This is a genomic window from Nostoc sp. PCC 9305 (genome assembly GCF_963920915.1).
Taxonomy (GTDB): Bacteria; Cyanobacteriota; Cyanobacteriia; order Cyanobacteriales; family Nostocaceae; genus Nostoc.
Window position 1 is genome coordinate 29,143 of record NZ_CAWUDN010000018.1, and the last position, 24,876, is coordinate 54,018.

1 protein-coding gene is annotated in these 24,876 nt (G+C 49.6%); it reads left to right on the forward strand.

The window, feature by feature from the left end; genetic code table 11:
• Positions 1-2 precede the first annotated feature (2 nt).
• Positions 3-24,872 (forward strand): amino acid adenylation domain-containing protein, encoded by a 24,870-nt coding sequence (locus tag ACM0OX_RS09205; RefSeq protein ID WP_414514616.1) that lies wholly within the window; start codon positions 3-5, stop codon positions 24,870-24,872.
• The last annotated feature ends 4 nt before the right edge of the window (positions 24,873-24,876 follow it).

Consider the following 24,876-nt stretch of genomic DNA (forward strand, 5'->3'; position numbering starts at 1 on the left):
TTATGAATACGGAAGAGCAACTTAAGTGTATCGAAGAGGCATTTTATCGGGACTCAATGCAGTCCCTGCCCTCCAGACAACCAGAATTGATTGTGCCGCCTTCGTTTCAAATTGAGCCGATCGCAATTGTGGGAGTGTCTGGCTACTTGCCTGGTTGTATGTCCGTCCGTGAATTCTGGCAAGCTTTAGACGCAGACCGTTCGTTGATTGAAGAAATCCCTGGAGAACGCTTTGATTGGCGCAAGTATTACGATCCGGCAGGCAAAGATCCTGGAAAGACGCGGTGTAAATGGGGCGGCTTTATTCCAGATGTTGCTGGCTTTGACGCGCATTTCTTTAAGATTCTTTCCTTCGATGCGAAGCAAATAGACCCAAGGCAGCGCTTGCTGCTGATGTCGGTGTATCAAACTTTATGTGATGCCGGATACGCCCCCGCAACGCTGAAGAAATCCCGCACCGGAGTCTTTGTTGCTCATCAGGACGATGATTATCTCCAGATATTGAATGAACGCGGACTCGATCCGGGTGAAGGGTACGGGCAGGCATCGCTGCTGGCTAATCGAATCGCGTACTTTTTTGATTTTCGAGGCCCCAGCGAGATCGTAGATGCACAGTGCGCTGGTGCGGCAGTCGCTCTGCATCGAGCTGTATCGGCACTGCGATCCGGTGAAATCAGCCATGCTATTGTCAGTGCTGCCAACTTGCTCTTGCGCCCGCAGCCTTTCTTGGCACTGTCGCGCACCAAACAATTGAGCCGCACCAATACCGTGAAGTCGTTTCAAGAGAACGCAGACGGACATTTGCGGGCTGAAGGTGTTGTCAGTGTGATGTTGAAGCGCCTCACACAAGCCGAAGCAGACCGCGATTTTATTTATGCGCTGATATCGAATACGGCGGTAAACTTTAATGGTCAAGGGGGTACTTCGAGTGCTTCTCCGAACATAGAGAGTCATGTAGACTTGATCGAGCGATGCTATGGAGAAGCTGGTATTGACCCGCGTGAAGTGAGCTATATCGAAGCTCAGGGCATGGGAAATCGTCTTTCTGACTTGGCGGAGTGGGAAGCCTTTAATCGGGCGTTGCGATCGCTAGCCAAGGCTAGAGGTGTGACTTTGGATCTCCATTCTTGTCGAATTAGTACGCTCAAGCCTTTAATCGGGCACATGGAATCGACATCTGCTTTGGGGGCGCTGCTGAAGATCGTCCGTAGTTTGGAAACCGAGCGGATTCACAAGATTCTCGGCTTTTCTGGCGCGGATATGGCGCTGGACACAGACAATCAGCCCTGTGTTCTGGCTAACGAGACATTGCCTTGGAACAAAACGGACAAGCCGCGCCTCGCCGGACTGCATTCTTTTGGGATGAGCGGCAACAATGCTCATATTTTAATTCAGGAATATCATCCGTCAGAGAAAGAATATTCCCCGACTCAATCCTTGCCCGTCATTCAAGAGTTTCTCATCGTACTTTCTGCGAAAAGCGAGAAATCGTTAAAAGCCCTCGCAAGGGAACTCAACCAGTTTCTTGCTACTTCCTTAGTCCCTGATTTAAAGGACATTGCCCACACATTGTACAATGGGCGCGAACACATGGACTATCGAATGGCGATGGTCGTGCGCGATCGCCAACAATTGAGGGCTGGACTGCAATCGTATATCGAAGCGCCCGATGGTATTTCGACGAAAAAAGGGAATCCCAATGTCTTTATTGGCACTGTGAGTTCCACTCAAGAGCAAGATGCTTCAAGTTTTGCCGGAATGCAAGCGATCGCGGCTGCGTGGGTGCAAGGTGGTGCAATTTCATGGCCGGAACATCCCGACGCCCGCCGGGTGCCGCTTCCTGGCTATCATTTTGAGACACAGCGCTATTGGCTGGATGAAGGGATACAGCATCCTCCATCTCTGGCGGCAATTCCTAAGACGGGATTTCAGGACTTTGCGATCGATCCAGGGCAATCCAGCGAAGACAACCTGCGTCGATATCTCACCTGTATTCTAGTCGAGTTCCTCGACCTCCCGTCAGATCGAATCGATGAGAATAAACATCTGCAAGATTACGGCATCGACTCTCTTGCGGGAATGCGGGTGATTCGCAGTCTATCGGAAACCTTCGACATCGAAGTTCTGGGTCGAGATTTGCTCCAGCATCCGACAATCCGCTCGCTGTCAAAACACCTGAATCAAAGAATCGACTTGGAGGCGAACAGCCCGAACTCCAATCTACAGGTGAGTGAACCGGAGAACCGAGAGTTGGAATTTCCGCTCTCGGAAGGTCAAAAAGGATTATGGGCGTTACAGAAGTCCTTTCCGCTCATGACTGCCTACAATATTCCGTTGTGTCTCAAGATTCGCAACACCATCGACACTTCGATTTTGTCAAAGGCTCTGAAGTCAGTACTCAGACAGCATCCTGTTCTCGGCTATCACCTGTCTGAAAAAGACGGCATTCTCAGACAAGGGCTGGCTCCGGGGACTGAGATTGGCATTAATACCGAAGATGTTTCAGTCCTTGATGAGCAAAGCGTCCTATCTAAACTCAGAGAAAAGTCGAAACAGCCCTTCAATCTGGAAAAAGGCCCCTTAATTCGGGTGGATCTGCTGCAAAAATCTTCAACGCAAACCTACCTTCTGATTTGCGTACATCATATTGTGTTTGACGGTGGCTCGTTCCTGCCATTGGTTGATTCACTTTTTGATGCTTATCGCCGCTTGCTGCACGGAGAATCGCCTCTTGCTGTGCCGATCTCCACAACCTATCAGGATTTCGTTCTCTGGGAGCGGGGGATGCTGAACTCTGGCGCTTGGGAAAAACATCGATCCTATTGGCGAGAGACACTTTCCGGCAACCTTCCAGTACTGGAACTACCCACCGATCGCTCGCGGTCAGAAGCACAACTGTTTTCCGGCGCAGTCATTTCGACATCGATTGAGTCGTCGCTGGCGGCTCAAATCCAGAGTTTTAGCAAAGCGCAACGAGTCAACCCCTCTACCATATTTCTGGCTCTATTCAAAATCCTGTTACATAGATATACCAACTTGGATGACATCATCGTTGGGATGCCAAGCATGGGACGACCGCAAGAACGATTCCGCTCGGTCGTTGGTTATTTCATCAATATGGTCGCGATCCGCAGCAAGGGCTTCAGTCAGCAGACATTCGCAACTTTTCTGGAAAATCTCAAGTACACCATGTCCGATGGTCTTGACCACGCCAGCGTTCCTTTTACAACCGTTGTCCGAGATATCGGCATTCTCCCCAATGCGATCGCCGCCCCCGTTTTTCAAGTGGCGTTTGAGTACCAGAACGGTCTCGCACCTAGCGATCTGCAACACTTATGCAGTTGCTACGGCGACCTTTTCGATCTAGAAATTAGCTTCGACATCCACCAAGAAGGTGAATACGAGCTGGTATTGGAGGTGTTTGAAGAAGCGAATGGTTATCGAGTCAGTTTTAAATATAATCCGAGCTTATATGACGCAACAACGATTCAACAGATGCTCGGTCATTATTTGCAGCTGACTCAAGTGGCAATTTCCAATCCGAATGCCTTGGTACACAAGTACGAAATGATGGACGACGCGGAACGACGGTTGATTCAGTGGGATTTGAATGCAACTTCCGTGGAATATCCCAGCAATTGCGTTCACCAACTGTTTCAAGCTCAAGTCGAGAGAACTCCGAATGCTGTGGCGGTGGCTTGCGGTGAGCGAACTCTATCTTATGAAGAACTGAATCGCAAAAGTACAGCTTTAGCCAAATACTTGCAGCAACAAGGTGTCCAGTCGGAAACCTTGGTTGCAGTTTGCGTCGAGCGATCGCTTGATACGATCGTCGCCTTGCTTGGGATTATGAAGGCTGGCGGTGCTTATGTGCCTTTAGATCCGCAATTTCCCCAGGAGCGTTTGACGTATATGTTACGTGACTGCGGTGCGCCATTCCTCGTTACCCAGTCGTGGCTGAACAATCGAATTGGTTTCATCGACGCACAGTACATTAACCTAGATCGGCAATGGGAGGAAATCGAACAGGCTGGGGAATCGGTCGAGCCTCTAAAATGTTTGGCAGGTCTGGAAAATCTCGCGTATGTCATTTATACATCGGGAAGCACTGGTAAGCCCAAGGGAGTCACAATCGAACATCGGGCGCTGACCAACTTTCTCTGCGGTATGGCAGACCAAATCGGCAAGCAGTTCGTGGCTGATTTTCTGGCAGTTACAACCTACAGTTTTGACATCGCCGCGTTGGAACTGTTTCTCCCCCTAATCCAGGGTGCGCGTTGCACCATCTGCGATCGCCATCAACTCAAAGACGTTGAGACGATTAAGGCGGAAATTCGGCGAGCAAAACCGACTATTATGCAAGCTACACCCTCCTTTTGGACTATGTTGCTCCAGTCAGGATGGAAAAATGACGAGAACTTAAAAATTCTCTGTGGCGGTGAGATGCTTAACGATTCCCTGCGATCAATGTTTGCGTCCATCGGCTGCGAAGTCTGGAATCTTTACGGCCCCACTGAAACCACAATCTGGTCGATGCTTGCGAAGATCCAACCCGGTGATTCAGTCACCATTGGCAAGCCGATCGCTAATACCCGTGTCTATATCCTGGATGCCCACGACCAACTGGCTCCGATAGGTGTCCCCGGTGAACTTTGCATCGCTGGCGCAGGTTTGGCGCGGGGGTATTGGAACCAGCCGGAACTTACCGCCCAAAAATTTATCGATCATCCCCTAGAGGCGAATAACGGCAGCAAGCTGTATCGCACGGGCGACCTGTGCTGCTGGTTACCCAACGGCAACCTCCAGCATTTGGGTCGGTTGGATCTTCAGGTGAAGATTCGCGGATTCCGAATCGAACTGGAAGAAGTCGAACGCGAACTGAGTCGCCATCCCGCAGTAGTTGAATGCGTGGTGGTGGCAAAGGAACGCCAGGGAGTCCAGAGTCTCATCGGCTATTACGTTCCCAAGCAAAGCGACGAAAACAACTTGCTACAGGACTTCGATCTCATCGCCCATCTGAAGCAACGTCTGCCCGATTACGCGATCCCAACAGCATTTGTCTCACTGGATCGCATACCTCTAACTGCCAACGGCAAAGTCGATCGAAAATCCCTCGCTGACCGAGAGGTTGCGATCCAACGGAAGACAGAGAAAGTGACTGCCAAGACTGAAACCGAGGCGATTCTGGCAGATATTTGGAAGAATGTGCTGAATGTCACGGATATTAGTATTAACGACGGGTTCTTTGCTGCTGGCGGCGATTCGGTTTTGTCTGTGATTCTGGCGGATCGGATAGCGCGAAGGTTTAATCAAGAGTTTTCGGTTACATCCTTGTTCAAGTATTCAACAATCCGAGATATTGCCGCCTATTTAGGAGATAAACAGGCTGAGATTCTTAGAGAAACTCCGTTACAAAATCCCATATCTGCGTCCCACGAAGACAAGCAAGAGCGATCTGCGCTAGCCTTCGACAACGCCAAAGGCGAAGCGCTGCAAGATAGCCTGGCGATCATTGGTATCTCTTGTCACTTCCCCGACGCCCCAAATCATTATCAATTCTGGCAGAACATCTGTGCTGGCAAGGAAAGCGGGCAATTCTTCTCTGAGGAAGAACTACGCCAAGCTGGTGTTTCAGAAAACTCGATCCGAAATCCCCACTTTGTGGGAGTCCAGCGAACAATTGAAGGTAAGGGCAACTTCGATCCCGAATTCTTCAACATCTCGCCACGCAACGCCGTGTTCATGGATCCACAATTCCGTTTGCTGCTGATGCACGCTTGGCGGGCGGTGGAAGATGCGGGATATGTGTCAAGCGAGATCCCTCGTACCAGCGTGTTTATCTCCGCTAGCAACAGTGGTTACAACACGTTGGTTGACAAAGCTGGAATTATCGAAGCAACGGACGAATACACCGCCTGGATGTTGAGTCAGAGCGGCACGATTCCCACTACGATTTCTTATCAGCTAGGCTTCATTGGGCCGAGCGTATTTGTGCATACGAACTGTTCCTCGTCGTTGGCAGCACTTAGTGCCGCTTATCAAAGCCTCAGCCTGGGTCAGTCCGACTACGCATTAGTCGGCGCATCAACCTTGTTGCCTAAGTCCGAGATCGGATATCTGCATCGTCCCGGTTTGAATTTATCCCGTGACGGTCACTGCCGAACCTTCGATGCGGCTGCTGATGGACTGGTGGCAGGTGAAGGCGTAGCGGTGTTATTAGTGAAAAAAGCTCCTCTAGCCATTGCCGATGGCGATCGCATTTATGCCCTAATCCGAGGAATCGGTATCAATAACGATGGCAGAGACAAAGCTGGGTTCTTCGCGCCCAGCGTGCGCGGTCAGTCTCAGGCGATCGATATGGCACTGACTTCTACAGGTATTGGGGCAGAGACGATTGGCTATGTCGAAGCCCACGGCACTGGCACCAAGCTAGGCGATCCGATCGAGATTCAGGCGCTTTGCGACAGCTATCAAAAACATACCAACCAAAGGCAGTATTGCGCCATTGGTTCAGTCAAACCGAATATTGGGCACTTGGATACAGGTGCAGGGCTGGCAGGATGCATTAAAGTGGCGATGAGCTTATACCACAAAAAGATTCCACCGTCAATTAACTTCAGCCAACCAAATCCCGCCATTGATTTTGAGCGATCGCCATTTTTTGTCGTGGATCGTCTCCGTGAATGGGAGGCAGCACCCTGGCCCCGTCGTGCGGCTCTGAGCGCCTTTGGCATTGGTGGAACCAATACCCACGCGATTCTGGAAGAATATCTGCCAAGTCCCAAGTTATCGCCAGAGAAACTCAATAGTCCGGTTCTGATTGTGCTGTCAGCCAGGAAAGACGAGCGTCTCAAAGAATACGTCGGATCGCTAGCTGATTATTTAGAACAGGGGATTACCAAATCCAACGATTCGAGCGAAGCCGAGTGGTTAATGAACCTTGCCTATACCTTGCAATGCGGTCGCCAGCCGATGGAGAGCCGGGTTGCCTTCATTGTCAGCAGCGTTGAAGAATCGATCGCTAAACTCCGCAGATTTGCTACCCACTGGCAGCCTTTTGAGGGTTGCTATTTTGGTTCGCCATCTACGGAGAATCAGATTCTCAAGCTGTTTGCAGGTGATGAGGACATCCAAGGATTATTGGCGCAGTGGCTAGTAAAAAAGAATTTAGCCAAGTTAGCGCAGGTATGGATTCAGGGGGTGAAGGTGGATTGGAGTCGATTATACTGCGATCGCTTGCCGTCCCGAATTAGCGCCCCCACATACCCTTTTGCACCAGAGTACTATTGGCCGACTCCTAATTCTTCGTCAGTCAGCTTTTCAGTACTTGCACCAAGCCATGCGATCGATCCGTTGCAGCATAAGAATGTTTCGGTGTCGGCGCAACATTACAGCTACGAGTTCACTGGGCATGAGTTTTTTCTAGCAGATCACCAAATCCGGCACAATGGTTCTGGGAGAAAAGTATTGCCTGCTGTGGTATACCTGGAAATGGTTCACCGCGCTTTCTGGCAAAGCATCAGCCATTCGCTGCCAAATTTAGAGTATCCAGGAAATAACGACAAGGCAGTAATTGTACTGAGTAATGTTGCTTGGGTACAAGCTCTCTTTGTTGACGAATCGCCAACAGCCGTTGAATTGAAATTGTTCGACGGGGCGCTGAACCAAATGCGCTTCGAGATCGGCAGCACATTCAAAGGCAAAACTTCGCTTCACTGCCACGGTGACGCAACAGTGCGTTTTAATACCGCTCCTGTTCTCAACTTGCTCAAACTACAGCAACAAATACAAGACCGTCAACTTTCATCAGCAGAATGTTATGAGATTTTTCGCACATTAGGCGTGGATTACGGCCCTGCCCACCATGCCATCGATACCCTGTTCCTATCCGCAGGCAAAGCTTCAGATCGACAGGTGTTGGCAAAGTTGGTGATTCCTGATGCCGTCGCTCAAGAGCAGTCTCGATATATCTTACACCCCAGTCTGTTGGATGCTGGGTTGCAGTCGTGCGTCGGCTTATTGCTGACTAATTCCCAAGAGTCGCTGCGGTTGGCGTTGCCATCGTCCCTGGAACAAATAGAAGTATACGATTCCTGTGCTGCCCTCATGTGGGCTTGGGTTCGTTTTGCACCCGAAACCAAAAAAGACAGCCCGATTCAACGAATAGACATCGATTTATGCACTGACGACGGTAAGGTTTCAGTGCGGATGAAGGGCTTTGTCGCCCGCGAAATTCGCCAGCAGGATTCCGATGGAGCAGTCACTCAACATCAACCAAAGCCTTTGATAAGTAACGAGATGCCGCCCGGATTGGGTTCTGTCACCCTGAAACCAGTTTGGGATCGTGTGGCGATCGCACCTCAAGCAGAGCTATCAGAAGACAGCCTCACAGTAGTTTTCGGTGCAAACCAAACCTGGAAAGAGCAGATTGCCCAACTCGACCGCGCCGCAGTGCTGGTTGACTCGGCAAAGCCGCAATCTGTTGAGGAATTCTCCAAACAAATCGAATTGCTAGGATTGATAGACCGCTTACTTTGGCTGGCTCCAGCATCGATTAAATATGCCTTAGATGACGATCGTGTTGTCGATGAGCAGGAGTCTGGCGTTCTTCAGTTGTTTCGCTTGCTCAAATTGCTCTTTGAGAGCGGTTACGGAAAAAAATCCTTAGCGCTCACTGTGGTGACGAGTCAGAGCGTTGCAGTTCGGCCATTTGAAACTGCAAATCCAACTACGGCAAGCATTCACGGTCTAGTTGCAACGCTCAAGAGTGAATATCCACATTGGCGCGTTCGGTTACTGGACATTGACGGGGGCGAGTTGCCATCTCTCGATGAGTTATTTCCTGACAATGACACCGCATATTTCCCGTTACTTGCGAGGCGAGACAAACAATGGTTTGCCCGCAAGCTGATCCCGATCGCCTTTGAAAGCAACGATTTTCCTGCTTACAAGCAAAAGGGAGTATACGTAGCGATCGGTGGTGCTGGCGGTGTTGGCGAAGTCTGGAGCCGACACATCATTGAGAACTATCAAGCGCAAGTAATCTGGATCGGTCGGCGAGAACTCGACGATCGAATCCGCGAAAAACAGGCGAAACTAGCTGCATTCGGTTCAAAACCGCTCTACATTCAGGCGGACGCCAGAAACAAAGCCTCTTTAGAAAAAGCTCTCGACGAGATTCGCCAAAGCTACAGTTGTATCAATGGCGTGGTACACACTGCGATCGAGCTTCAAGACCAAAGTCTGGCGCAGATGTCCATTGCCCGTTTTCGGACTGGACTGTTCGCCAAGGCTGAAACCAGCGTTCGCTTAGTTCAGGTTTTCCAGCACGAGCCGTTGGACTTCGTTCTCTTCTTCTCTTCCCTGATCTCTTTCGGTGAGTCGCCGGGACAAGCTAACTATGCCGCCGGGTGTACCTTCCTGGATGCCTACGCCCAACAGCTTGGCAAAGACTGGGCTGTGTCGGTGAAAGTGATGAATTGGGGATATTGGGGCAACGCTGGTGTTGTGGCTGACGCTACCTATCGAGAACGAATGCGGCAAAACGGCATTGGCTCGATTGAATCACAGCAGGCAATGGCGGCTCTAGATCGGCTGCTGCAAGGACAAATCGATCAATTGGCATTTATCAACCTACTTAAACCTCAAGCACTTGAGTTTGTAATTGAAGATGAAGTGCTTTCCGTAGTCGGTTCTGCCCGCAGTCAAACGGCTCATCCTGTAGTTGAGAATGTTGCGGCGGAAATCCGCTATTCTCAGCAATGGCAATTAATTCGCACCCATCGCACGGATGCTCGTGACGCACTGCTGCAAAACTTGTTGCTTGCCAATTTGAGCGAGATGGGAGTTCTCAATTCGCCGAATGGGCGATCGCTCCCTATGACCTACTATCATAAGTGGCTTGACGAGAGCATCCGTCTGCTTCAACAAAATGGCTTGTTACCTCAGGAAAATGTCAGCAGCGTCGAAGAACTTTGGACGACGTGGCAAAAAGCGCGGCTGGACTGGGAAGGAAGCGCCAGCATTACAGCAGAGATCAATCTTGTGGAAAGATGTCTGCGCTCATTGCCAGATATCCTCAACGGCAGAAAACTTCCCCAGGACGTGATTTTTCCTGAATCTTCGCTGCGCCTGGTCGAGCCGCTATACCGGGGCAATCCGGTTGCAGATTTTTTCAACGAGGTGATTGCCGATGCAGTTGTCGATGCTATTAACAGTTGGGACAAAGGCAACGGGCCGATCCGAATTCTGGAAGTTGGTGCGGGAACAGGTGGAACCACTGTTGGTTTATTGCAAAAACTTCAGCCTTATAGCGATCGCATCGGCGAATATTGCTATACCGATATTTCCCAGGCATTCCTCATTCATGCCCAAGAGCATTACGCCATCGACTACCCATTCCTCAAGGTAGATCGCTTTAATGTCGAGCAGCCTCTTTCCATTCAGTCGATTCAGCCTGGAAGTTATGACATTGTAGTAGCAACGAACGTCCTCCACGCAACTAAAAATATCCGTCAGACTGTACGTAACGTCAAGGCCGCGATGCGTGCAGGCGGACAAGTCTTTATCAACGAGATCGGTGGGAATTCTCTATTTTCTCACTTGACTTTTGGCTTACTGGAAGGCTGGTGGCGTTTTGAAGATGCCGAAATGCGTATCCCCGGTTGCCCAGCCCTGAATTCTCATGCCTGGAAACAGGTTTTGCAAGAAGAAGGTTTCGATGCCGTCAAGTTTCCGGTGGAGTTTGCCCATGATTTAGGCCATCAGATTGTAGTTGGTATCAGTAATGGCGTCATTCGTCAACCTTTGTTGGACAAGCCCCATGCCGAGCCGGAATCTGTCGCCCAGACGCAGCCCGATGATTCATCAAATGTGCAAACAAATAGTATTGTGTCATTGCAGGAGCAGACTACAGAATTTGTTCGCCAGACCTTATCAGAAGCAACACGGACTCCAGCAAATAAGGTTCGTCTCGATACGCCCTTCGAGCAATATGGTGTGGATTCAATCGTCCAGGTGGGGCTGATTCAGAAACTGGAACAGGTGACTGGATCGCTGCCCAACACTATCTTGTTTGAATACAGCACCACCCGCGAACTCGTTGACTATCTATTAGCCCATCACCAGGAGTTCTTAACCGCGTCCTTCCCGACTGAAAAAGAGGCAAGGGAGCAGGGAGCAGGGAGCAGGGGGGACAGTAAAGATGGGGATTCGACACCACCTGTTGCGTTAGCTTCCCGTAAAATACGAGAACCACTTATAAAAAGTGGGGAACGTAAGAACATGTTCCGCTCTGCTTCACAGCAGGAGGAAGGGGTCATTTCCCCCTGCCCCCTGCCCGCTGCCCCCTGCCCCTTGGACGACATCGCCATCGTTGGCATTGCTGGTCGCTACCCAGGTGCTAAAAATTTAGATGAATTGTGGGAAGTTCTCAGAACAGGGCGTAGTTGCATTGTCGAGGCGGACAGGTTTCGGCGGTCGAATTTGTCAGATCGCAAGCATTCCGAGACTCCGGCGCGATCGCACTTCGGTGGTTTCCTCAACGATGTTTACCATTTCGATCGTCAACTATTCGGTGTTTCGGAAGAAAGAGCGATCGCTATGCCCCCAGAGGTGCGTTTGTTCCTAGAAATTACCTGGGAAACCTTTGAAGCTGCGGGCTATTCACCGGCAGCCCTAAAACAGTTCCAGCTTAGGGAGAAGAAAGGCATCGGCGTTTTTGTCGGCTCAATGTACAGTCAGTATGCCTGGACTAATCCTTCTAGAAAGGAAGCCGTCCTCAGTTCCAACGGTACGGAATGGCAAATTGCCAATCAGGTGTCGCATTTTTTTGATTTGACCGGGCCCAGCCTGGTGCTGAATACTGCTTGCTCCAGTTCTTTGACCGCAATCCATTTAGCTTGTGAAAGCTTGCGACAGGGCAGTTGTTCGATGGCGTTGGCTGGTGGTGTCAATTTGACTTTAGAACCTTCAAAATTCCTATCCCTGGAGCGATCCAACTTCCTTGGTTCTGGACAACACAGCAGAAGCCTTGGTGACGGCGACGGCATGATTCCCAGCGAAGGCGTAGGAGCGTTGCTGCTGAAACCGCTCAGTTTGGCAATTGCGGACAACGACCGGATCAAAGGCATCATCAAAAGCAGCTTTGTGAATCACAGCGGCGGAAGACAGGCATTCACGGCTCCCGATCCAGCCCAACAAACTCAGCTGGTGCTGGATTCTATCGCCCGTAGTGGGTGCGACATTGAGACAATTACCTATGTCGAATCGGCGGCGAATGGCTCCAGTCTTGGCGATCCGATTGAAATCATTGCGCTGAAGAATGCCTTTGCAAAGCTAACTAACAAAACAGGCTTTTGTGCGATCGGTTCGGTTAAATCTAACTTGGGCCACTTGGAAGCCGCATCGGGCATTTCGCAAATCGCCAAGGTACTATTGCAGTTCCAGCAAAAAACCCTCGTTCCCACCATCAACGCGACGCCTATAAATCCCCGCATCAAACTCGACAATTCACCGTTTTACCTACAGGAACAATTGTCGCCCTGGGTTCCTCAGTCGGATTCTCACAATAGCGACCTACCGCGCCGTAGCCTGATTAACTCTTTTGGCGCAGGCGGTTCTTACGCAAACCTAATCGTGGAGGAATATCAAGATAAATCCTCAAATACCACATCTAGACCTCATCCGCGCGAAACTTTACTTGTATTTGCTGCCGCAACCCAGAAAGGACTACAGAGTTACTTGACACGGCTTCAGACATATTTGCGAGAACATCCCGCGATTTCAGTAGCGGATCTCGCTTCGGCTCTACAGTTACGAGATTGCAACCTTGAGTATCGTTTAGCCGCGATCGCATCTTCAACAAACCAAGCGCTCAATGTAGTCGAGCAGTTAGCAGGTCACAATGTCGATGTTAGCAATCCGGGTATCTACGCATCTTTTGGCGGCGCAGACTTACCGACACCAAAAGATGCCCAATTGCAATCCGCTATTGGCGATCGCGACCTTTTCAGGTTAGCGCGTTACTGGGCTGCTGGTGCAGACATCGATTTTGCTCGGCTGAATTGCGTCGATCGCAAATCGTGTGTGGTGTTGCCCGGATACGCATTTGAGCATGACAAGGAGTTTTCCTACATCATCCGTGATTCCCAGGAGGATACCCAAGCAACGGCAGAGCCATCGGTATCGCAGACATCAGGTGGGATAACTGCAACATATGTTTACGACGAACCGTTTCTGCAAGACCACACATTGTTGGGCGACCGGGTTCTGTTAGGAGTTACTCATGCCAGTCTAGCGATGACAGACTTTTTCCAACGGTTTCCGCATCAGCGTGCCCTTTGTTTGAAACGCCTCACTTTTGTTCAGCCGATAATTGTTGACCGAGGGGAAGCAGTTACCGTTGAAATCCACACCTCAAAAATCCCAACCGGATTGAATTTCGAGGCTAGATACCGCCGCACTACCTCGAAACAATTGACTCAAACTGCGGCGACAGGACACTTGCAGCCGGATCTGTACAAAGAGGAATACTTGGACGTAGAACGCCTACTGGAGTCTTGCACTCCAATTGGCAATTTGGAATCAATCTACCACACTGTTCCCGCAATTCGCTTGGGGTCTAGTTTCAGGACGATTGAAAGATTATTCCGCACCAGTGATGGTATAGTTGCCAGAGTTTGTTTGACCGAACAGAGCCGTCAAGAGTCCCATACTTATGCTTTACATCCTCTGGCGATCAACAGCGCTTTCCTGGCCGCAGCACCCCTGCTTGCAGATGCAATTGGTAACGATTCTAACTACTTGCCGTTTGGCATTAAAGAAATCTATTGTGTCAAAGTTGAAAAAGGGCGATCGCTCGATCGTTGCTGGGTACATACTCGGTTAGTCAAGAATTCTGGCGAACTGATTCTGTTTGATGCAGATATTATTTCTGATAACTCATTAGTGGTTGCCCGCTTGCGGGGTTGTTCGTTAAAGCTTCTCCATGACCGAAAAGAACCTGAACAGGCTTCACCGAAATCAGATTCAATTGACGCATCGATCCTTGAGACGAGTTTGGCTAACGATGTGCTGCGTTATCTCATCGACAAAATCAACATCACAGCGCAGATATCGATCGGTGAAACGGAGGTGAATACCAATTTGATGCAGCTAGGTTTGGGATCGACCGAATTGGTGGCGATCGCAGCCAGCATCGAACAGGATACCGACCTGGAACTAAATGCCACATTGTTCTTTGAATACCCCAGCCTCATGGAGGTAGTGAATTTTTTCGTAGACTCACATCCTGCTGCTTTTCTACAACTGCTTGGTGAAAGGAGAACCCAGCACAGAACTATTCCAGAAAAGTTGGATAGATCGAGATCGCAACACCACGAAAAGGTGTCAGCAAACCTGCACGGCGACATTGCAGTTATCGGTATGCACAGCACTTACGCCGAATGCGAGGATCTCGATCGGTTTTGGCAGTTGATCCGTGACGGCAGAGATGTAATTCGGGAAGTGCCTCGCGATCGCTGGGATTATCGTCCCTGGTTTGACCCAAATCCTGGTTCCGAAGACAAAACCTACTGCAAATGGGGCAGCTTCATCAAAGATGCAGACAAATTCGATGCCGCCTTTTTCAATATTTCCCCGCGAGAAGCGATGTGGATGGATCCGCAGAACCGCTTGCTAATGCAAAGTATGTATGCAGCAGCAGAAGATGCCGGGGTGGTTAATCAGTTGCGTGGTAGTAACACGGGGGTCTTCGCTGGCATCTGTTTTGATGATTACGCAGAGAAAATTGTCGAGTTGGGCTTGCCGCTTGATATCTATACTGGGACGGGACGAAGCGGCATCAGCGCCAACCGGATTTCCTTCTGGTTCGATTTCAAGGGGCCGAGTATGGTGATTAATACAGCCTGCTCTTCGTCTTTGGTGGCGCTACATTACGCCTGTCAAGCACTGCGAAACAAGGAATGCGAAATGGCGTTTGTGGGTGGTGCTAACCTGCTACTCTCGTCGCTGCACTACCGCTATTTTTCCAAACTGGGAGCCTTATCTCCAACCGGGCATTGTCATACATTTGATGCTGCCGCCGACGGTTATGTGCCAGCCGAATGTATTGCTAGTATACTGCTCAAACCCCTGGAGCAGGCAGAGAAAGATGGCGATCGCATCCACGCAGTCATTAAGGGAACTGCCTTTACACACGGAGGCTACACACCGTCTCTGTCTGCGCCTAGCGTCGCGGGTGAGGAAAACGCGATCGTCAAAGCATGGGAAGATGCTGGGATCGATCCCGAAACGCTAACCTATATAGAAGCTCACGGCACTGGAACCAAGCTCGGCGATCCGATTGAAACCAACAGTCTCAAGAACGCATTTGCTCGGTATACTAGTAAGACCGGATTTTGCGCCATCGGCTCGGTGAAAGCAAATATCGGTCATGCAGAGGGTGCTGCTGGCATCACCGGGCTGATTAAAGTAATACTACAGATTAAACATCGCCAGATTCCCCCTCTCGCCAATCTCAAGCAGCTCAACCCTTACCTGAAGTTGGAAGGCTCACCGCTTTATATCAATCGCGAACTGACTGATTGGGAAAGCGAAGGCGTTAGACGGGCGGGTGTCAGTTCCTTTGGTTTTTCCGGTGCTTTTGCACACGCCGTTATTGAAGAGTATCGTAGTTATACTGATAGTGGATGCGAGTTTTCCGGCCCATTCCCAATCGTTCTTTCTGCAAAGAACAACGAGTGTCTCAAGGGTCAGGTCGCCAACTTGGTAGCATTCTTAGAAGAGAATTGCTCTAAAAATCTCCAGGACGAAGAAAACTTCCTGGCCAACCTGTCCTACACGCTGCAAGTTGGGCGAGAAGCGATGCAAACACGTCTCGGCTTTGTGGTTGAGTCGATGGCCGAACTGAGAAATAAGCTGCAAATGGCTTGGAAGGATTCAGATACCAAATCGGGATTGTTCTACGGAGACAGCAAATCTGGCAAGGAATATCTGGCTAGTCTTTTGGCAAACAGGGATGTGTCTGAAGCGATCGCAGGTTGGATGAATAACTGTGAATACGCCGCTTTAGTTGATGGCTGGACTAAGGGTCTGACTGTTGATTGGGGCAAACTTTACGCCAAGGGATTTCCCCAGCGAATTAGTCTGCCTACTTATGCTTTTGCCCGCGAAAGTTATTGGATTTGCCCGCTTGATGGCGATGAGGAGGATCTGAAGGCAAGGCAGTCAGATTTGGCGCAAGATGAGGCGCAGGCGAAGCTGTACGCCTTAGTGCCGTGCTGGGATGCAATACCTTTACTGAAAGCGAACCTGCCTTTTAGCGATCGCACACAGCGAACGCTGATTATCGGTGTAGATGCGGAACTCAAAGACGATCTGAGAGCTTGCTTTCCTAACGCATCCTATTTTGGTAAGATGGCAAAAAACCGGATTGAGTCTCTCAAAGGCAGGTTAGAGACAGATTCGTCTTGGCAGCACATTATCATTGTCGTTCCCGAAGATAACTGTTCGTTGCTAGATGATGGTACAGTGTTATCTGCACAAGAGGGCGGGATACTTTCGGTCTTTCGGATTGCCAAGTCCCTGCTCTCGGCTGGCTACGCTACAAAAAATCTGGCTCTTACTTTCATGACGACGCAGATTGCTGCTATCAATAAAGATGAGTCGTCAAACCCGGTGCATTCCGCCGTGCATGGTTTTTCAGGTGTCCTTGCCAAAGAACTGCCTTCTTGGAACGTCCGCGTTTTGGATCTGCAAAAAGGGCGATCGCTTTCATCTGTCGATCTAGAACATTTTCCCGACGATAGCGCAGGCCAGGTTTTCGCTTGGCGAGACGGGGAATGGTATCAACAGACTCCGATCCCAATGCGGAACGTTCCGACCCCTCAAGCTGATGAGTTTCATTCTGCTTATAAAAACCGTGGTGTCTACGTCGTTATTGGCGGGGCAGGCGGCATAGGCAGCGCTTGGTCACGCTTCGTTATTGAAAATTACGATGCCAGAGTCATCTGGATCGGTCGTCGGCAAATTGACGATGAAATTCGTCAAAAATTTGACACGTTAAAACAAATTGGTCACGCCCCGGAATATTTACAGGCTGACGCATCCGATCGAGAATCACTGACTGAAGCGTACAAGTCCATCAAGTCTCGGTACTCCCAGATACATGGTGTCATTCATTCGGCTGTTGGGCAATTCGACCAAAGCCTCAGTGAAATGGACGAGAACCGATTCCGCTCGATTTTGTCATCCAAGATCGATGTTAGTGTGAATATGGCAACCGTGTTTAAACACGAGCCATTAGATTTCATGCTGTTTTTTTCCTCTATTATTTCTTTAACTCGCGGTGGGGGTATGAGCGGTTATGCCGCAGGCTGCGCGTTCAAGGACTCTTTCGCAATCGAGTTGAACCGTTGCCTCCCATTCCCTGTAAAGGTTATAAATTGGGGATACTGGAACGTCGGCACTGGTAACACCATCCCTGACGCCACGAAAATCCGCATGAAACAGTGCGGGATTGAGCCGATCGCATCGCAACAGGGTTTAGATGCGCTGTCAGCCTTTCTAGTGAACCCTCTGCCTCAACTTGCTCTCTTGAAAACCACTAGTTTAGACAGGCTCGATTTGGTCAAAGACGACGAGTGGCTTGATGTTTATCCCTCGGTCAATCCGTCTTGTATTGAGTCGGCACTCAGGCAAGTTCCTTGGCATGACCATCGCGTTGCAGCCATAGCAAAGCAATATCTAGAACCGATTGCAGCAATAGAAACTTTGCTGCTGAGATTGCTGCATGGCACGCTGACAAGCCTCGACTTGTTGCATCCACGTGCCACTCTGTCACCCGCTCTTCCAGAATTCTATCAACTCTGGCTGCAAGAGAGTCGTCGGCTGGCGATCGCAGTTATCCCCGATAGTGTACAAGAAAATCTCGGTGATATCTGGGACGAATGGAATCGCAATAAAATCCATTGGGACAGTATGCCTCACATCCAGGCAATTGTCAGGTTGGTGGATGTTTGTATGCGCGAACTTCCAGCGATTCTGAAGGCAGAAAAGCGAGCAACAGATATCATGTTCCCCAATGGTTCCATGTCACTGGTAGAAGGAATCTACGAAAAGAATGCGATCGCCACGCATTTTAACGAACTGCTTGCCCAAACTGTAGTTAACTATCTACAGGAACGATGCCGGGTCGATGAGTTGACACCTATAAGAATTCTGGAAATTGGCGCTGGTACAGGAGCAACAACAGCAACTTTATTACACCATCTCGAACATTTTGGCAATCTGGTTGGTGAATATCTTTATACAGACATTTCCCCAGCATTTCTGGTTCGCGCAGAAAGACACTTCGCACCCAAGTATCCGTTTTTGCGGACACAATTATTTGACGTTGACCAGCCTCTATCGAAGCAGGGCATTCCAATCGATTCTTTTGATATAGTTATTGCCACCAACTGTATCCATGCAACAGCCAATATTCGCCGCTCTCTACGTAACGCTAAAGCCGCCTTGCGCGGACGAGGTGTGATTTTCCTCAATGAAATTACCCAAACTTCATTAATTTCCCATCTCACTTTCGGTTTGTTGGCAGGATGGTGGTTAGCTGAAGATGCACGAGTACCTGGATCGCCGTTCCTGCTAGCAGAAGACTGGAAACGAGTCCTCCAGCAAGAGGGTTTCCAAGCGATCGCTTACCCGGCGCCTTCGGCTGATTCGTTGGGACAACAGGTGATTGTCGCTGAGAGCAATGGTGTTGTTCGCCAGTCAGAATCGATCTCTTCCCTACCTGACCCACAACAGCAAGCACTTAACTGTAGGCAGCCGAACGACAAGGAAGGTGCTTCATCTGCACTGAAGGAATTGAGCAAGAGGCAGGGGGGCAGGGAGCAGGGAGCAAGGGGGATAGTTCAGATGGAGATTCGACCCCACCTGAACGAAAGCCACTTAAAAGAAGTGGGGGACTCAGACCCATGTTCCGCTCTGCTCCACGGCAGGAGTCAGGAATCATTTCCCCCCGCTCCCTGCCCCCTTCCCCCTGCCTCTTCGTTGAAGGAAAAGGGGACGACTTACTTCAAACAACTGATCGGTGAGGTTCTGATGATGGATGGAAACCGAATCGATTCATCAGAACCCCTCGCCGTTTATGGTGTTGATTCCATAATCATCGCCCAGTTGACCAATGCGCTCAACAAACACTTTGAAGGTGTGAAGGCGGGATTGCTTTTTGAAGCATCAACGATTGATGCCTTAGTGAACCATTTCGCCGAAACTCAATGGACAAACTTTGCGAAGCTGGTAAAATTGGCAGACCATCCTGAGCCGAAAGCAGCCATCCAAGAAAGCACTGCAAATAAGCAGCCGTCTACAGATTTTGCAGCCAAGACGATCGCCTTAGATCAGTCGCGTGACCCAATGGAAGATGCGATCGCCGTAATTGGGATGAGCGGTAGATTTCCCCAGGCTAATACCCTGACAGAATTTTGGGAAAACCTGCAATCGGGAAGAGATTGCATCACTGACTTGCCAAACAACCGATGGAACATGGATGGCTTCTTTGAAGCCGATCCAAAGATGGCACGGGAACAAGGAAAAAGTTACTGCAAATGGGGCGCATTTTTAGAAGACTTTGACACTTTTGACCCGCTATTTTTTAATATATCGCCACGAGAAGCGGCTCAAATCGATCCCCAGGCAAGGGTATTTTTGCAGGAATGCTGGCGTGCATTTGAAGATGCGGGATATTCGCCGTCAGGACTCGACGATGCGGTGCGCGATCGCATTGGGGTATATGGTGCCGTCACCAAGGTGGGATTCAACACTTCTTTTGCCGCGATGGTCAATCGCGTCTCCCATGCGATGGATCTCCGAGGGGCAAGCGTAGCTGTCGATACAATGTGTTCCTCAGCCCTTGTAGCGCTGCACCAGGGCTGTGAAGCACTGCGTCGCGGCGACCTGCAAATGGCGATCGTGGGCGCGGTCAATCTGTATCTCGATCCGAGGAATTATAAGTATCTCTGCGAGGTCGGCTTGCTGGCTGAATCGAAGATGCCAAGAGTCTTCGGCGAAGGCGGAACTGGCTTTGTACCTGGAGAAGGTGTAGGAGCTGTTGTCCTGAAGCGTCTTAAGGATGCACGTCGGGACAACGATTCTATTGTTGCGGTTATTCGCAGCAGTGCCGTCAATCATAGCGGTCGAGCCAACGCTTACGGTACCCCAAATCCGCTTCGCCAAGCTGAGGTTATTAGTCAGGCGCTCGATCGCGGTGGCATCGATCCCAGGTCAGTGGGTTACATCGAATCAGCAGCAATGGGATTGGAAATTGCAGACTCCCTGGAGTTGAATGCCCTGAAAAAAGTGTTTGGCGATCGCGCTGAGGAGCGTTGGCAATGTTACCGACTGGGATCGCTGAAATCGACCATCGGACATGGCGAATCCGTTTCGGCAATGGCGCAGTTTATGAAGGTCGTGCTACAGCTAAAACACAGAAAACTTTGTCCAACAAAAGTGGTCAGACCGCTTAATCCAGATATCGATTTTGCCTCACTTCCGTTTCAGTTGCAGACAGAACTTGAGCCTTGGTCGCCGTTGACGATTGATGGCATCTGTTTGCCTAGACGAGCGGGCATTACTGCACTCGGATCTGGTGGTGTCAATGCTCATTTGATTGTTGAAGAATATCGGCGAGAGCCAAGTGAAGAGACTCTGAAACTTGCCCAGGATTCGCCCCAAATCATCATTTTATCTGCCAAGAACGACGATTGTCGGCAAGCTCAAATATCTCAATTGAGCGAGTTTCTCGATCGCAATCAAGACGTTTCCTTGGCGGATCTTGCCTTCACGCTCCAGGTAGGACGCGAGGCGATGGCATCGAGAGTGGCGCTGGTCGTCAACAGCATTGATGAGTTAAGGAGTGGGCTGACTCATCTGATTCATATCCAAGGCAATTTGTCAAGCAATATTTCCACTTATTTCGGAAATATTACCGAAACCGACAACTCATGGCAAACGCTACTGGCTGGTGGTGCTGACGCGATGGTGTTACAGCTATTCCTTGAACAACGGAACTACGAAAAACTTGCCCAGTTCTGGGTTCAGGGTGGCAAGATTCCTTGGGTGTCGCTTTGGGAACACAAACAGGTTCAGAGGATTGCTTTGCCCACTTATCCATTTGAGAAACGGTGTTTCTGGGAAGCTGCCAGCAGTACTAATTCAGATGAACCGAAGTTTAACGGGGCGATCGCACCTCACAATTCCAACCCAAACGACGCAAGTCAGAGCGTACAGGAAATTGTCACCGCAATTGTGGCTGAATCCATTGACCTCACCGAAAGTGAAATTAGACCGCACCTATCCCTCTGGCAACTAGGCGTTGATTCGATTCGTAGTATGGAAATTGCACGGCGGCTACAAAAACGTCTCCACGTCGAGATCGGGCATCGTGAACTAGCAGACTATGGAACCGTAGAAGCTTTGTGCCGACTAATTGAGCAAAAACGGGCAGCGATCGCTCTGAATGTGACAAGTGAAATAGAGTCAGTTTCCGAGCCACAAACAACCAGCAAGGTGCGTGTATCGACTTTTCCCCTGTCTGAAGGACAACGCGGATTGTGGCTGTTGCACCAGTTGGTTCCGAAGATGTCGGCTTACAACGTCCCTGTAACGCTACAATTCGATCGGCTCGTTAATGTTAATGCCATCAAACAAGCAGCATCCTTCCTAATGGAGCGTCACCCGATACTGCGATCGCAATTCCACACTGACGACAAAGGAAATCCCATCCAAACCATTCGTTCGCAGACGGAGTTTTTCTTCGAGGATAGCGATCGCGATTTCGCAACGGATGCAGTGTTACAAGATAGGTTAAGATCCGCCGCCGATCGAGTTTTCGATCTCGAAAGCGATCCACTTGTTCGCCTTCATCTCTTTCACCAGTCGCAGAACCGCCACAAGTTACTAATTGTGATTCATCATCTGGTAGTTGACGGATCGTCTTTGCCCATTCTGTTGCACGACTTCCTGCACGCCTACGCCGCGTTCTCAAAAGGAAGCGAACCTGCAATTGCTTCGCCAGAGAGCGCCGACTATGCAGATTTCGTTGCTTGGGAACAGGCATTAATCTGTAGCGAACGCGGCAAAGCCAGTCTATCCTATTGGCAGAAGCAACTGAGCGGTACTCTGCCACTGCTGGCGTTGCCATTCGACCGGGAGCATCCCCCCAGCCAAACCTATGCAGGTACGACAATCTCCAGTAAGTTGGAATCAAATACAACCCACCAGCTTCGAGCTTTGGCCAAGAATCAGAATGTCAGCTTGTTCGTGTTATTGCTCGGAATCTATCAGGCATTGCTGGCTCGATATACCCTTCAAAGCGACATCATTGTTGGCGTTGCAAGTGCAGGAAGACCTGAAGATCGATTTGCCAACACTGTGGGCTACTTTATTAATATGGTTCCGATTAGAACGCAAATTAACGTCAAGGAGCCATTTGCTGAGTTGTTGCAGCGCCTCAAAGTCACAGTAGCCGATGGACTGGATCGTGGGCACTTTCCGTTTCCCAAACAGGTTTCCGAACTTTGCATTTCTCGCGATCTAGCGCATTCCCCGGTGTTCCAAACCTCCTTTGCGATGCAAAGTTTCTGGAGACCAGAGGTAGAACAGACATTGCAAGATCAAATGGAGGGCGTTTCGGTAGTAGCAGGGCCTAGTCCAGCAGGGGAAATCGAACTCCGCCTGGAAATCGTTGAGCAATGCAACGAAATCTTGGTGAATATGGCGTATAATACCGACCTTTTTCAGCAACCCACTATCGTCCGGCTGGCAGAACATTTTAGCAATCTGGTAAAAGTGGTCTGCCAAAACCCCAATCAACCGATTCATAGCTTGGAGTTACTGAGTAACGAAGAACAAAGAAACCTGCTGAATAAATGCAGCATTGGCGATCGCGTCCGCAAAAAAGCTGATGACCTACAGAAATGCGTCCACCACCTATTTGAGATCCAAGCACAGAAAACACCGTCAGCAGTGGCGGTTATCCACAATCAGCGATCGCTGACATATTTGGAATTAGATCGGCAATCTGCTGGATTAGCTAGCCGTCTGCGGGAGATGGGTGTTTTCCCTGGCATGATTGTGGGTATATTCACTGAACGCTCCATTTCCCAGGTAGTGGCGATTCTCGCAGTTCTGAAGGCGGGGGCTGCCTACTTGCCGCTCGATCCGGCTTATCCGCAGCAACGTCTGACTTTTGTCATCGAAGATGCAGAGCCGATCGTTATCCTGACTGAGGAAAAGCTCCGCGATCGACTGATAAATCTGTTCGAGTCAAAGAAACAAGAACTGCCGATTTTGTCCGTAGAGCAGGGCGAAGTACCACAGGAAATTTCGCCGTCTCCCCTACTACCTGCGAACTCCTTGGTTTATGTCATTTATACATCGGGTTCTACCGGACAACCCAAAGGGGTAGCTATGGGACATGGAGCCGTGATGAATTTGATCCAGTGGCAGATTTCTCAAGCCGGAGAATGTCAAACACCTCGAACCCTGCAATTCGCCTCACTGAATTTTGATGTCTCATTTCAGGAGATATTCTCCACTCTGGGCGGTGGAGGTAGCCTGGTACTGATTGACGAGAACGTGCGTACCAACCCGGCTGGATTAGCTAAGTTAATAGAAGATCGGCAGATTCAGCGTTTGTATCTTCCCTATGTTGCTCTGAGCAGTCTTGCCGAACAACTTCGGATCTCAAAACGTTCTTTGCATACCTTGCGGGAAGTGATTATCGCTGGCGAAGCTCTCAGAATCACCTCAGCAATTTCCCAGATGTTTCGAGATGCGCCTAGATGCATTTTACAAAATCAATATGGCCCATCGGAAACTCATGTCATCACATCATTCACTCTGGAGCAGGATGTCAACTCTTGGCCAGTCTTGCCTCCGATTGGATGTCCCATTCCTGGTGTCGCAATCTACATCTTGGACGAACACTACAATCTAATGCCCATCGGCATCGCTGGAGAAATTTTTATTGGTGGTGAATGTCTAGCGCAAGGCTATCTCAATAACCCAGAACTTACTGAGCGTAAATTTGTCACCAATCCATTTGTTAGTCCGCGAGAAAGCTCTGTTCGAGAACGGATTTACGCCACGGGCGATCTCGGTCGTTACTTACCCGATGGCAATATTGAATATCTTGGTCGCCGCGACAATCAAGTTAAGATTCGCGGCTTTCGCATCGAACCTGGGGAAATCGAAGCTGTACTAGAGACACACCCAGAAGTCCGCTCAACTGTGGTGATTGCAGAAGCAGACAATCCCAATTTGAAGCGTCTGATCGCCTATATTGTTCCCCTTCACCCCCCCAGTACTAGCGAGTTACGGAGCTTCCTCAAACAGAAATTACCTGATTATATGATGCCTTCTGCTTTTGTGTTTCTCAAAGCACTACCTGTAAACCCCAATGGAAAAGTAGACCGTCGCGCTCTTCCGAAACCAGAGCCAACTCTTTTAGATGAAGCTAATTATGTAATGCCAAAAACAGAGGTGGAAAAAATCATCGCTGAAGTTTGGCAAAAGGCGCTACAAGTAGAAAAAGTGGGAATTTGCGATAATTTTTTTGAACTGGGAGGTCATTCGTTACTTCTAGTACAAATTAATCAACAATTGCAAGCAGTATTGAGTTCGGAACTGTCAATACTTGATATGTTTAAGTACCCAACTATCCAGACTTTAAGTCAATACTTAAGCGGGAATTTGCTTAAACAAGATACATCCGAGAAAAATAATCTTCGCAACCAAATTCAGAGTGATATTAAAGCTTTAAAAAACGGACAATTACAACTCAGGCGACAGCACCGTTCTCGTAATCAATAGTGAA